The following is a 14,388-nucleotide window of genomic DNA, read 5'->3' on the forward strand; positions in this document are numbered from 1 at the left end:
GCTTATTTTTTTGTATTAAAATCATAAGGTGAAACATGTTCCATCCCTATCATTGGATCAATTTTTATAAAATTCTCTAGTGTCAAAACATATTTCTTAAGCAATGATATCTCTTTCTCCTGTTCAAAAAGAGAGACTTCTTGCACAGTTTCCTTTTTCGGAATGTTAGCTGTTTTTTCTTCTACCACATGTTTTAAGTTTTCTTTTACCTCTTCTTCTTTTTCAAGTAGGTAATTTTCTTCTTCAACTTTTTGTTTATCAAGTGAGTCTTCACTTCCCATTAAACGTTCTGCTAACGTTGTTTGACGTTCCAATGTTTGACTTTCAATCGCTCGAACAAACGCATCAGGTTCACCAAGTAAAATTAAAAAATCACGACTTCGTGTTACAGCTGTATAGAGTAGTTTTCTTTGTAACATCCGACCATATTGATTCACTAATGGTAAAATAACCATTTGAAACTCACTACCTTGAGCTTTATGAATCGAGCAAGCATATGCTAACGTTATTTTCTGCCACTCATTTCGTTTGTAGACAACTTCTGTTTCATCAAATAAAATCGTCATCTCATCGACTTTATCATCTGTATCTTTTCCATAAGTAATCCCAACAATTTCACCCATATCACCATTAAACACATTAACTTCTGGACTATTCACTAAATGCAGAACCTTATCACCGATTCGATACACTTTATCAAGCCATTTTACTTCTTTTCTCTCACCAGTATCATTATTATTTAATATTTGTTGCATCATGATGTTTAATTGGTCAATGCCCGCTTTTCCACGATACATCGGAGCTAGAACTTGTACTTCTTGATTAGAAAAACCTTTATTTTTTGCTCTGGAAACCACTTGCTCCACCACTGATTCAATTTGATTGACTTGGCATTGAATAAATGATCGGTCTTTTTTATTTTCAGTTAAATCCTTAGGCACCTCACCATTTTTTATATGATGTGCTAATGAGATAATCGACGACCCATCATCTTGTCGGTAAATATCGACTAATTCTTTTTTAGGAATCTCTTCTACTCTTAATAAATCAGTCAAAACTTGCCCAGGCCCTACTGATGGCAACTGATCTTTATCACCCACAAAAATGACTTGCATGTTATTTGGCACGGATTTGAGTAACGTATTAACTAACCAAGTATCCACCATCGATAACTCATCGACAATCAATAAGCCACCTTCTAACTCTCTGGCTTCACCAATCGCTTCTTTTTCTCGACCGGTCAAGCCTAACAAACGATGAATAGTACTAGCCGGTAAACCTGTCATGTCATTCATTCTTTTAGCCGCTCGTCCAGTTGGCGCCGCTAAAAGAATCGGAAACACTTTTTGTGTATAATCTTCTAAGTTTAACGATAAACCATTTAATTCAGCATACAAAGAAACCAAGCCATTAATAACGGTGGTCTTTCCTGTTCCTGGACCACCAGTTAAAATAAAAAAGTGCGACATAATCGCTTCTTTTAAGGCATCTTTCTGACTTTTACCATATTTGATATCAGTTTGTTTTTCTATCATTTCGATGGTTTCATCAATTTCTTTTTTCTTATATGGCAATTTTTTCTTTTTTTCTAACAATCGTTTGATTGAAGCCGCTGTACCGATCTCAGAAAAATATAATGATTTTTCAAATAATCGTGTTCCCTCTTGAATAATCGCACCTTCTTCTGATAAAGCAAGAACTTCTTCTGCCACCAGTTCTGGATTAATTTCAACAGGGCGACTACTCTCTAAAACTTGCAGTGATGCTTCTAATAATTGTTTTGCTTCCATATAGGTATCACCTGCATTTAAACAACCTTGATACAATTCATGAATCAGTGCTGCTCTAATACGTGAGGGAGACGTAGCTGAAATACCTATTCTCTCAGCTAACATATCCGCCTTTTTAAAGCCAACCCCTTCAATATCTTCAACTAATTGATAAGGATTTTCTTCAATTATTTTTAATGTATCACTTTTATAAAATTGATAAATAGAAAATGCCAACTGATTACCAAATCCATAACGATTAAGCCCCACGACAATTTGTTCCATCCCATAATTTTCTCTAAGTGACGTTACTAAAACATCTTTTTTCTTTTGATTTAATCCAGATACTCTATCAAGTAAATCAGGATTTTCTAAAATATCATCAATCGCAGATTCACCTAACAGTTCAACAATCGTCTCTGCCGTTTTTTTCCCAATTCCTGGAAATTTGCTACTAGAAAGATAATTAATCAAGCCTTCAGTAGACGTTGGTTTATCTTGCTCATATCGTTCTACTTTTAATTGTTCGCCGTATTTTGGATGGTTGACTACCTCACCATAAAAACAATATGGTTCACCTTCTTGTATTTGACCAAATGTCCCAGTGACAACAATTTCATCGCCATCATAAGATGTGTTGGTTTCTTTTACTTTAACTAACATGACCTTATAAAAGTTTGTTGCATTTTCAAAAAAGATGGCTTCAACACTTCCCTTTAAAAAAGACATGTCTTCCAAATTATCCATTGTTATCACCTCAACATTTCTTTATTTTATAGAAAATCTGTGTTATTCCATTCATCTAATGTAAATTTATCACCATTATAAGATAACACTGTTACACTGTTGTTATCAATCATGCCTTCTACTTCACGTATTCTTTCTATCGGCACTCCTAAGAGGGTACGCATACAAGCAATCAACATGGCTCCATGTCCCACAAATAATAATGGTCCTTCTTTTGTTTCCTCTATAGCATCCTTTACAACTTTTGTGCTTCTATCTATCATTGATTGGTAATCTTCACCATTAAAAGGAGTCGGATCATACTTATCTGGATGATTTCTAAGATAAAACATTTCATCAGGAAAACGCGTTTTTGCTTCTAAAAACTTTTCACCCTCTAAATCACCAAAACTTAGCTCAACAAAGTCTTCTCTTTCATACATAGGGATTGCTCTATCGAATTGGGAAACAATGCCCTCAGCAGTCTCTTTGGCACGTTGAATTGGACTAGTATATACCGCTTCAAATGGAATATCTTTTAAAGCTAAGCCACATTTTTTCATATCTTCATAACTTTGCGGTAATAAGGGAGAATCTTTTACACCTTGTAACCGGTCATCTAAATTCCACTCTGTTTTTCCATGACGGACAAAATATAATTTCAAATCTTTCACTCCTAACTTAATTTATCATTCTCATAAATATGAACTGTTTCTAAATTGGGAAATCCTTGTTGTCTTAATGCTTCATAAACGACCAAAGCAACAGTGTTAGAAAGATTTAGTGAACGTACATGTTCATCATTCATCGGAATACGAATGCATTTTTCCTCGTTTTTTCTCATAAAACTTTCAGGTAAACCAGTTGTTTCTTTTCCAAAAATAAAATAATGGTCGACTCCATTATCAAAGGACACATCACTATATGTATTTCTAGCAAATTTTGTCACCAAATGCAGTGGAGACTCTCCTATTGATGCTAAAAAGGCTTCTAAATTTTTATGGTACGTAATATTTACATCATGCCAATAATCAAGACCTGCACGTTTCAAGTGTTTGTCATCAGTTGAAAAACCCAAAGGCTCAATCAAATGCAACGGTGAATTGGTTGCAGCACATGTTCTAGCTATATTTCCAGTATTTGCTGGTATTTGTGGTTCAAATAATACGATATGATTCATTTTTGGGTCTCTTCTTTCCTATTTTTTTGCATAAAAAAAACGTATCGTCTCGGTGTCAATCCACTGCGAGTCGCTACGTTGGCGGTTTGCCATCTCACCAACTTTTATCAGAACAGGAATCTGATAAAAACCGCTGAAAATGACTTGATGTTATTGTAGCACTAACAACTAGAAAAAACAACCTTACTTTTGTAAATCATTGTTTTTTCCCAACCAATATTTTCACATCCACTGTTAATTTCTGAAAATAATTATCATGAGCGCGTTGTTTTGCTGTCTCACTTGCTCCCCAATGAATTGGTGACATTTTCAAAACATCTTGAAAATCCTCTTCTTCCACTAAAAAATCATACGTCAAATGTTTTTCCTCAACTAACGTCATGTCTTTTATGAATTTTTGGTAGACTTTTTCATTACTATATTCTTTTTTATCCTCATCATCATAATAGAAAGCCTCACGTAATTGTTTTAGATAATACGATTCAGGAATCACTTTTATGACTAATCCATCTTTTTTTAAGACTCGACTCATTTCTTCATAATGACTTGGTGAAAAAATATTTAACAACACATCGATACTTTCCGATTTAAAAGGCATATTTGTCACGTCCCCAATAAACCAAAATGCTTCTTCTGAAAAATCACTAGATAGTAATACACCATCTTTAGATAAATCAAACCCCATTTTATGGCCTTCCACATGATGACTCGTTGCTAGTCGCTCTAAGATACTTCCTTCACCGGCCCCCATATCAATGATCAGCTCATCTTGGCTTACGCTAAATAACAGTTTAGCAATTTCTGTTTCTAATGGCTCATATAAGCCTTTTTGAATCATTTTACGTCGATGCAATAACATCTCTTTATCATAATCACTATCCATATGATGAAGTGGAAAATGAACGGTTCCTTTTTTTGACACATCAAACTGATGATTATTTTGACAAACTAATCCACTTTGAGATAATTCAAAACTAGTGTGACATTTCGGACACTCCATGGCATTAATTGATTGGCCTAAATGGTCAAACGCATACTCTTTTTTCTTTTTAATCATATATAAACTCCTAAACAAATGTTATGACTATCATACCATAATTTCAGTCCGTAAATGATTGTTTATGCTATACTAAGATTAAACTATTGAATTAAATCGGAGGATTTCTTTGTGATGATAAAAGAATTTTGTGCTGAAAACTTTACAAATATTCCAAACGCGATTGCTTCAGGTGCAACTCGTATTGAATTATGTGATAACCTAGCTGTTGGTGGAACGACAGTAAGTAAAGGAGTTATGGCTGAAACGATGGCCTACTGTAGTGAAAAAGGTGTGCCTGTCATGGCAATTATCAGACCTCGTGGAGGAAATTTTGTTTACACAGACATTGAATTAAAAATCATGGAAGCTGACATTTTAGAAGCAAGACAACTTGGAGTGGATGGTGTTGTTTTTGGTTGCTTAAATGAACAAAATAAAATCGATGTTGAAGCCATATCTATTCTTCTAGAAGCTGCAGAAGGCATGCAAGTGACATTTCATATGGCCTTTGACGAAATGAGCCGCGATGACCAATTTTCTGCCATCGACTGGTTAAGCGAGCACGGAGTAACACGCATACTAACTCATGGTGGCTCAAGTCTTGTTCCGATTGAACAACATCTTGAATACATCAATGATTTGATTTCGTATGCTAATAACCGTATCACTATTTTGCCTGGTGGCGGTATTTCTTATAAAAATATCGATACCGTTACCTCTTTTCTAAAAGTAAAAGAAGTTCACGGAACACAAATTGTGGATTTTCATTTTTAAAAAGAGTTTGACCCAAAAGTCTCTTTACAGAAAACAAGCATTCTGAAATGAAACCTCTCATTTCAGAATGCTTGTTTTTTTCGGCTCTTTGTCAACTACTGTTGGTAAGGATTAATACGTTAGAATTTAAGATCTAGAAAGCATTTAGTTTTCTAGATCTTTTTTGGTGCTGTAAAGGCAGATTCTTTTAAACAAATTGATAGTCGTAGCTTAAAATTATAAAAACTTCTCATGCCATAGGCATTACGCTTAACGACTTTAATGTGGTTATTCATACATTCTAATGGACCGTTTGAATAAGATGTTTCAAAGGTGTTTTTTATTTCTTCTCGATATTTTTTAAATGTTTTGAAAACAGGAATAAACTCTTTAAATCCTGTTTGTTGATTAATTAATTCCAAAAATAAAGAATAATCCTTTGTTTGAATCGCTCTTAAAATTTGTTGATAGGTGTTGTAAGCCTCTGTCAATTTAGAATCATAGGTAAGTAAGCGTTCAAGTAATTCTTTTTCAGAAAGATACGCTTTAAAGGATGGACGCCAATGCTGTTGGATATAATCTAATTTGTCATAGCTTTTTTGAAGTAATTTCCAATACTTTTTAATTCGTCTATAGAGGCTGACCCAAAAGTAACTTTTTAAATGAAAATCACTAAACTAACAAAACAGAAATCCCATGAAATCAGTGTTTTAACAAACTGATTTCATGGGGTTTTTCTATTTTAAAGACTTTTGGGTCAGCCTCTTTACATTTTAATTGAGTCATTATTTTAATCCGTATCCTTTGAAATGCTCTGCCGAGATATTGAACGAGATGAAATTTATCTAAAACGACTTTAGCGTTAGGGAAAACTCGTTTAGTTAAAGTAATGTAAGGTTGATAGATATCTGAAACGACATATTTTACTTGTTTTCTATTAGCTAGAGAGAAGCCATTAAAATAATTCTCAATTTTTGGTAATCTTCGATCAGGTAGAATATCAATTAATTCATTTGTTTCACCGTTCATCATAATAAAACTCATTGAACCAGCTACTTTTTTAACAGATTTAAATTCATCAAAACATAGTACAGACGGAAGTTCATAACTATACTTCTTAATCGGTTCATACCACTCTTTTAATACGCGAGAGACAGTTGAAGTTGAAACGCTCGTTTGTTTTGCGATATCACTCATGGCGTGTTTAGAGGTTAACTGTTTCGCAATAAGACGTTTTAAATTATTAGAAATACAGTTGTTTCTAGAAACAAAAGGGGTATCTAAAACAAAAGTCGTATCACATTTTTTACAAAAGAAACGACGTTTCTTTAATCTAATATAAGTGACATATTCAGAAACACTAGGCATTTTAATTAGGCTAGATGTATATCCCCATTTAATAATATTAGAGTGATTACTTTGACAATGCGGACAGCATGTAGGAGATTCTTCTAAAAAACCATGGAATATCCGAGAGAAAACGCCTTTTATTTTTTCAGTAGATAAACAATTTTCATTAAAAATAATATTTAGGTCTAGTATATTTAAGATATCTTTGATAGCCTGTGAATATGACATGTGGTATCCTCCTTAGTTTGTTTTTTCGCAATTTCATTCTAACGGATATCACATGTTTTTGTGTACAAAAAACTATCGGTAACTTGTGTTACCAACAGTAGAAATTATAGAGCCATTTTTTCGTGATCTCTCACTAATATCCTTCCTATTTTTTCTCAGTTTTCTTAAATTTAGTGCCATTAACACAAATCCCAGCTCCTGTGAAATCTTATCTTTTCCTCTTACAGAGAATCGATTGAATGCCAAATTAGCCTTCAGATTTCCAAAGGCTGGTTCAACATCTATTTTTCTTTGACGGTATATTTCTCCTGTGACATCCTCTTTCAAAAGCTCTATTACGTGAGCCTTAAAATATTCCCAATTCCCATTTTTTTGAATCACTCGATTTTTACTACTCTTTGCACGAGTACATAATGCTCTAACTGGGCAATTTAAACAAGACTCACATTCATACATTTTAAGTTGTCTTTTGAATCCAGATTTATCCGTTCGAGTAGAGTAATTTCTAAATTTGACTTCTCGATTATTCGAGCAAATATAAGTATCTGACAATTCATTATAAATCCAGTTATCTGGAATAAATGGATTTTGTTTGTATTTTTTAATGTGTTCTTTCTGATACATTGTATAGGTAATTAATGGAGTTCTTTCAAAATCATCTAAAATTGCTTGATAGTTTTCTTTACTACCATAACCTGCGTCAGCCACAATGTATTTAGGTAAGTCAAAATAAGATTTCTTGATAGTATCTAAGAAAGGAATCATTGTTTTAAAATCCGTTGGATTTGAAAATGTTTCATATGCTAAAACGTATTGATGATTGGTTGCAATTTGAACGTTATATCCAGGTTTTAACTGACCATTCATCATGTGGTCGTCTTTCATTCTCATAAAAGTGGCATCATGATCTGTTTTAGAGTAGCTATTTCTACCGTTATAAATATCATGTTGTTCTTTATATTTTTGCTTTCTATAGATAAAGTCAGAAAAAGCTTTCAATGCTTTTTTAGGCTCTTTACGCTCAGAACGAAGTTCTTTTCTCTCTTGAACATCTGAAGTATTTTCAATTTTAGTACTTAAATCACTTACTTTCATTTCCAACTCATCAATGATTTGTTTTAAATTTCCTGTGTTTAACTCATCATCTTCTGAACAAATAGATGGGATAATTTGCTCTTCTACAAGTTGTTGATAATAGGACTTTGACTTTTCTCTCAAAGATTCTTCATAACGTTGTGTACTCTTTTTCCAAACGAAGGTATATTTATTTGCGTTGGCTTCTAACTTTGTTCCATCAATAAAAATAGCTTCTTCATCAATTAATTGTTGAGAAACAAGCTGATTTCTAAATTGAATAAAACATTCTTGAAGTATCGGTTGAACCAGTGGGTTCACTCTGAATCGATTAATTGTTCTGAAGTTAGGTGTCTGTGATTGCGTTAACCACATGGCACGAACGCTATCTTTAGACATAGCTTCTATCTTTCTGCCTGAAAAAATAGATTGAGTGTAGCCACACAGAATAAGCTTCAACATCATTTTTGGATGATAAGACGAAGTTCCCATTCGATGCTCAAAAACTGAGAACACATCCACAGGGATACTTTCTACTAATTCATCAATCGCAAAAGCGATATCATTTTCTTCTAAATAAATATCTAAATTCAGTGATAAAGTAACCTGTTTCGTGTTATAATTCTTATACATAAATAGCACTCCTTTTTAGTTGGTTTCGTCACTTTAATTATATAGGATAGTGCTATTTTTTACGTCAAAAAAGGAAGAAAATCGAAAAAAGATTTTCTTCCTTTTAGTTTATTATAGAGACTTTTGGGTCAGCCTCTTTTTTATTTAGATTCTCGTAATCCAACCTTCTGGTGCGTCAATGTCTCCAAATTGGATGCCAACTAATTCATCGTATAATTTTTTAGTTACTGGGCCAACTTCTGTTTCAGAATAAAACACATGGAAGTCATCTCCAACTTGTATACCACCTATTGGTGAAATAACTGCTGCTGTTCCACAAGCTCCTGCTTCTTTAAAGTTATCTAAATCTTTTAGATATACATCTCCCTCACTTGTCTTTAAACCCAATCTTTCTTTTGCAAGATACAATAAAGAATACTTTGTAATACTTGGTAAGATAGATGGAGAGTATGGTGTGACAAACTCATCATCTTTTGTAATACCAAAAAAGTTAGCTGATCCTACTTCTTCGATTTTTGTATGCGTTGCTGGATCAAGATAAATACAATCTGAAAAGTTTCTCTCTTTTGCGATTTTTCCTGGATATAAACTCGCTGCGTAATTACCCCCAACTTTTACTGCCCCTGTCCCTTGAGGTGCTGCTCTATCATAATCAGAGATGATAAAGTTTGTCGGTTTTAGTCCTCCCTTAAAGTAAGGTCCTACTGGCATACAAAATACCGTGAACAAATACTCAGGTGCAGGGCCCACGCCAATATAATCACCTGTCCCAATTAATAATGGTCGCAAATATAGTGTCGCTCCACTATCATATGGTGGACAAAACTCTTCATTAGCCTTCACGACTTTTTTTACAGCATCGATAAACATCTCTTCTGGCACTTCAGGCATCATCAAACGTCTTGCACTAACCTGCATTCGTTTAGCATTCTCATCTACTCTGAATAAATTAATTGAGTTGTCTTTACAACGATAAGCTTTTAATCCTTCAAAACACTGTTGTCCATAATGAAGTGCGGTTGAGCCTTCACTAATATGTAACATATTATCCTCAGTTAACTCTCCCTTAGACCATTCGCCGTCTTTCCAATATGAAATATATCTAAATGGTGTTTTGATATAGTCAAACCCTAATTTATTCCAATCTAATGCCATACAACGCACTCCCCTTCTCATTTTTTTCTAATTTTACCACATCTTACTGACTATCACTATCCTTTTTAAATTTTTTTATATATAAACAATTTTGAAAACCGATTATCAAACATATCAATATAAAACGTATTATTTAATCACTCTATTTTTTGCTGAATTTAGCCCAACAAACAACAACACGACTGTCATGGCTAACAAAATAATGAGAGACGTTTTCCATGTGTTCGTAACATCATGTAAAAAACCAAATAAAAAGGGGCCAGTTGCAGCTAGTAAATAACCGACAGATTGAGCCATGCCTGATAATTCAGCAGCTTGTTTGGCACTCGTTGTTCGTAAATTAAAAAACATCATAGATAAACTAAATGCTATCCCTCCAGCTACACCGATTTCCATAATTGAAAACGTCGTAATTGTCATATTATTTCCCATAAGTCCTACAATACCTGAAGCAAATAATAAAAAGGCTACCCACACAAAACTTTTTTGATTCGGCCTTTTTTCGGCAATAATTGGCACAATAAAGGTGACTGGTAATAGTGTCATTTGTAATAATGACAACATTCCACCAGCTTGTGCAGTTGATAATCCTTTATCTACTAACATTTCTGGCATCCAAGCGACTAATACGTAAAAAATAAATGATTGAATTCCCATAAACAATGTTACTGACCAAGCTAATGATGATGCCCAGATAGATGAATTTTCTTCTAGTTTGATTTCTGTGACGCCTTTATCGTGACGCTTTAATTGGGGAAGCCAAAAAATAAATGCTATAAGTGCTAATACTGACCACAAACCTAAAGCAACGTTCCAATCAAACCCCACTTTTTTTACTAATGGAATACTAATACCAGATGCAATCGCGCCTGTTAAATTCATACTAACTGAATAAATTCCTGTTACTAAGCCACTTTTATCAGGAAACTCTTTTTTAACGAGTCCTGGAATCAATACATTACAAATCGCAATAGCAGCACCAAGTAAAGTTGTTCCTAAAAACAAAAAAAACAATTGAGGAATTGCACGTAGAAACATCCCTACAATCAATACCATCAACGCTCCAAAAATAGTTCGCTCTATCGTCCATTTATTGGCTAATTTTGGTGCTATCGGTGAAATAATAGCAAAAGCCATTAGTGGTATCGTTGTAATCAATCCAGCTTGTCCACCTGATAAGGATAAATTTTCTGAAATAATTCCGACTAAGGGACCGACTGACGTAATAGGTGATCGTAAATTCATCGCCACAACTATTATCCCCAACAACAACACACTATTTATCTTTTTCTCCATCATGATTCTCCTTAAACTTAAAAAGTATATTATAATATATAAAAATATATTATAATATACTTTTTAGTATTTCACAACAATGTTCAGTAATACATCGTCATCTGTGTCATTAATGTATTCATGAATCATACCTGAGCGAAAATTAATCGTATCAAACGCTTCTAAATGATATATTTTCCCTTCAACTTTTATCGAAACTTTTCCTTTCATAACCGTTAACACTTCGATTGAATCTTGTGGTTGATGTTGTGCTGTATTGACTGAATGAGCTTTTAAACATACTCTAAATACTTCGATATTATCTTCTTGAAATAATGGTTGAACTAACCATCCTTTCGTTAAATCACTTATAAAGTATGTGTTGCTATCTTTTGAAACAGAATTCGTTAATGTAGAGTAACCTATCAACTGAGATAGCGTGATATTTAATGCTCGAGATAATTTCCATAAAATAGTAATGGTTGGATTTGTACGTCCGTTTTCAATATTTCCAATTGATAGCACACTGACGCCGGATTTTTTTGATAATTGTTCCATCGTTAAGCCTGACTCTTTTCTCACTTTTCGGATATATCCACCTAATTGATGAACCACTTCTTTTTCATTACCCTCTACCAATAACAATTCCTCCTACTTATATGATCTTACTTTCAGTTTATCATAAACTAAAAAGTTCTGTTTAAATAAAATATTCCCCCAAAAGTAAAAGTTTGTAGTAAAATAGTGAAATGGATAATGAGTGTGTTTATTGTTGTCACAAATTAGTTTAAAAAGAAACGACTATTTTATATTTAACGGAGGAATTATTTATGGATACAACAAATCAAACACTAAATAAAAACAGATGGCTTGTACTAGTTGCTATTGGTTTATTTACCTTTATGTCAACACTAGACGGAAGTATTGTCAATATTGCATTACCTGTCATGTCAAAAGACATGCAAATTCCTATGAATCAAACAGAATGGATTGTCTCGATTTATTTAATGACCGTCTGTGCGTGCCTTCCTTTATTTGGAAAAATCGGAGATAGTATTGGAAAGATTAAAATATTTCGTATTGGAACACTAACTTTTGTTATTGGGTCACTAATGTGTGGTATTACACATACATTTGAAATCTTATTATTTTCTCGTATACTCCAAGCAATCGGAGCAAGTATGACGATGTCAACAAACACTGGTATTATTACAGAAGTATTTCCTATCAACGAACGCGGTCGTGCATTAGGTATGATTGGAGCTTTTGTTTCACTTGGGTCTATTATGGGACCAGGATTAGGTGGGGTCATTTTAGCTAAATTCACCTGGGAATATATTTTTCTAATTAATGTTCCTGTTGGATTTCTTACGATTATTCTTGGACAAAAAGTGCTACCAAAAGACTCAACTAAATCAGGGGCTCCTATCGATTTTATTGGATTCTTACTATTTGCCACAATCATTCTCACCTTATTTGGCGGAATTTTTATTGGGCAAGAACTTGGTTACGTCCATACTCTGCCAATCATTTTAATCATCATCGCACTCATGTCAATGATTCTTTTCTACCGTGTCGAAATAAACAGAGACAACCCTTTAATCCAGTTTTCATTATTCAAAAATAAAGTATTCACTCTGAGTTTACTGACAGCATCGATGATATTTGTCACAAACTTTTTCACTAATGTTGTGATTCCATTTTATTTACAAAATACACGAGGTTATTCTGCAAGTTTCTCAGGGCTACTTATGATGGTTATTCCTTTTACCATGATAGTTGGTTCACCTGTAAGTGGATATATCACGGATAAAGTTGGTGCCAAGTTATTAACCTTTGTTGGACTTATCTTAATCACTATATCGCAAGTCCTTTATTTAGTATTAGGACAACAGACATCGCTTATCTTTTTTGTTTTTGCATCTATCTTTGTCGGATTAGGTAATGCTTTATTCCAAGCACCTAACAATACACTCGTCATGAGTAACGTCGAGAAAAAAGATTTAGGGGTAGCTGGTAGTTTAAACTCACTGGCTAGAAACCTAGGTATGGTTATTGGGATATCTCTTTCCACCACTGTCTTATATGCAGCCATGAGTCATAATTACGGACAAAAAGTCACTACCTATATTTCTGGTCGTCCAGATGTCTTTATTTATGGTATGCATGCTGTTTACATGACCTCTTTTGTAATTTGTTTAATCGCAACCATTTTAACTGGTATTCGCTTTTTCAAAAAAATTAACTAAAAAGACGTATCTATGCTAGTCATAGTTACGCCTTTTTTCATTTATTTAATAAAACACTTCATCTAAGAATAGTCCTTGTGCTGGCACCGTGTCCCCAGCGTTACTTCTGATTTTCGTATCAAATACTTGGTCAATATCCTCTAATGACATTTTTCCTGTTCCCACATCCAGTAACGTGCCCATCATAATACGAACCATCTTATGTAAAAAGCCATCTCCAACAAAGGTAAAATGAAGAATAGCGCCTTCTTGTTTAACAGATAATTCAGTAATCGTGCGTGTCGTTGATTTTTTCGTTTTCTTTAATGCTGAAAAGCCACGGAAATCATGTGTGCCTTTTAATTTCTCACAAGCTAATTCAACTTTTTTCATGTCTAACTTTTCAGGAACATGCATACTATAGTTTTTATAGAAAGCTGACGGAATACGCTGATTCCAAACATAGTAACTATATTGTTTTCCTTTCGCATTATATCTTGAATGAAATCTGTCAGGCATCTCTTCAAGTTGTGTTACAACAATATCTTGAGGCAAATATTGGTGAAAGAAATTTAACATATCATCTAATGATAAATCAGATTCTGTTTTAAAGTTTGCTACCTGCCCTTTTGCGTGTGTCCCAGCATCTGTTCTACCAGACCCGACAATTTCAAGTTTTTCACCGGTCATTTGATGAATAATATTTTCTATTTTCCCTTGAATTGTTTTGTCTGAATCACCTAATCGTTGCCAACCTTGGTATCTTTTTCCATCATACTCTATTGTCATCTTTATATTTCTCATGATTATTTATTAATCTCCTTTATAACTGTCATACCTTGTCTATCATGACACAATTTCACTCATTATAAAAGAGCATTTAATTTAGTTTTATAAGTTTCTATGTCTTCATTTGTTAATTTAAGAGGAAAATCGGATTGTCTTTCCCTCAATAATTTTATAAACCAATCTGTCACT

Annotated in this window: 13 protein-coding genes; 2 read left to right on the forward strand and 11 right to left on the reverse strand. The window is 33.6% G+C overall.

What is annotated here, in order from left to right:
• Positions 1-2 precede the first annotated feature (2 nt).
• The 4 genes from recD2 to BW731_RS03720 all read right to left on the reverse strand — a co-directional run bounded on the left by recD2 (position 3) and on the right by BW731_RS03720 (position 4,732).
• Positions 3-2,516, reverse strand: a complete 2,514-nt coding sequence (recD2, locus tag BW731_RS03705; RefSeq protein WP_079345826.1) for an SF1B family DNA helicase RecD2 — start codon at positions 2,514-2,516, stop codon at positions 3-5.
• A 26-nt stretch (positions 2,517-2,542) separates the two neighbouring features.
• Positions 2,543-3,160, reverse strand: a complete 618-nt coding sequence (locus BW731_RS03710) for a histidine phosphatase family protein (RefSeq protein WP_158080153.1) — start codon at positions 3,158-3,160, stop codon at positions 2,543-2,545.
• 11 nt (positions 3,161-3,171) lie between these two features.
• Positions 3,172-3,675, reverse strand: a complete 504-nt coding sequence (gene trmL, locus BW731_RS03715; protein WP_079345831.1) for a tRNA (uridine(34)/cytosine(34)/5-carboxymethylaminomethyluridine(34)-2'-O)-methyltransferase TrmL — start codon at positions 3,673-3,675, stop codon at positions 3,172-3,174.
• A gap of 196 nt (positions 3,676-3,871) precedes the next feature.
• Entirely contained in the window at positions 3,872-4,732 is an 861-nt protein-coding gene (locus tag BW731_RS03720; RefSeq protein ID WP_079345833.1) for a putative RNA methyltransferase, read from the reverse strand.
• 114 nt (positions 4,733-4,846) lie between these two features.
• On the opposite strand from BW731_RS03720, the gene BW731_RS03725 reads away from it, so the two are divergent.
• Positions 4,847-5,488 (forward strand): copper homeostasis protein CutC, encoded by a 642-nt coding sequence (locus BW731_RS03725; RefSeq protein WP_079348542.1) that lies wholly within the window; start codon positions 4,847-4,849, stop codon positions 5,486-5,488.
• Between the two features lie 152 nt (positions 5,489-5,640).
• On the opposite strand, the gene BW731_RS12970 is transcribed toward BW731_RS03725, so the two are convergent.
• The 6 genes from BW731_RS12970 to BW731_RS03755 all read right to left on the reverse strand — a co-directional run bounded on the left by BW731_RS12970 (position 5,641) and on the right by BW731_RS03755 (position 11,821).
• Entirely contained in the window at positions 5,641-6,093 is a 453-nt protein-coding gene (locus BW731_RS12970; protein ID WP_079345835.1) for a transposase, read from the reverse strand.
• Positions 6,094-6,169: 76 nt separating this feature from the next.
• Positions 6,170-7,045: an ISL3 family transposase gene (locus BW731_RS12975; RefSeq protein ID WP_079345837.1), complete on the reverse strand. Its 876-nt coding sequence runs from the start codon at positions 7,043-7,045 to the stop codon at positions 6,170-6,172.
• 72 nt (positions 7,046-7,117) lie between these two features.
• Complete coding sequence (locus tag BW731_RS03740; RefSeq protein WP_079345839.1) at positions 7,118-8,752, reverse strand: IS1182 family transposase; 1,635 nt, start codon at positions 8,750-8,752, stop codon at positions 7,118-7,120.
• 144 nt (positions 8,753-8,896) lie between these two features.
• A complete protein-coding gene (locus BW731_RS03745) occupies positions 8,897-9,907 on the reverse strand; it encodes a branched-chain amino acid aminotransferase (RefSeq protein ID WP_079345841.1) in 1,011 nt (336 codons plus the stop codon).
• 129 nt (positions 9,908-10,036) lie between these two features.
• The gene (locus tag BW731_RS03750; protein WP_198931925.1) at positions 10,037-11,203 is read right to left on the reverse strand and encodes a CynX/NimT family MFS transporter; all 1,167 of its coding nucleotides are present in this window, start codon (positions 11,201-11,203) and stop codon (positions 10,037-10,039) included.
• 63 nt (positions 11,204-11,266) lie between these two features.
• The gene (locus BW731_RS03755) at positions 11,267-11,821 is read right to left on the reverse strand and encodes a helix-turn-helix domain-containing protein (protein WP_158080154.1); all 555 of its coding nucleotides are present in this window, start codon (positions 11,819-11,821) and stop codon (positions 11,267-11,269) included.
• Positions 11,822-12,012: 191 nt separating this feature from the next.
• Here BW731_RS03755 and BW731_RS03760 point away from each other — a divergent pair, with 191 nt between their 5' ends.
• Positions 12,013-13,431 (forward strand): MFS transporter, encoded by a 1,419-nt coding sequence (locus BW731_RS03760; RefSeq protein WP_079345847.1) that lies wholly within the window; start codon positions 12,013-12,015, stop codon positions 13,429-13,431.
• Positions 13,432-13,476: 45 nt separating this feature from the next.
• Here BW731_RS03760 and truA read toward each other — a convergent pair whose 3' ends face one another.
• Complete coding sequence (gene truA, locus BW731_RS03765) at positions 13,477-14,214, reverse strand: tRNA pseudouridine(38-40) synthase TruA (protein ID WP_079345849.1); 738 nt, start codon at positions 14,212-14,214, stop codon at positions 13,477-13,479.
• Between the last annotated feature and the right edge of the window lie 174 nt (positions 14,215-14,388).

Source organism: Vagococcus martis (assembly GCF_002026305.1).
Lineage (GTDB): Bacteria > Bacillota > Bacilli > Lactobacillales > Vagococcaceae > Vagococcus > Vagococcus martis.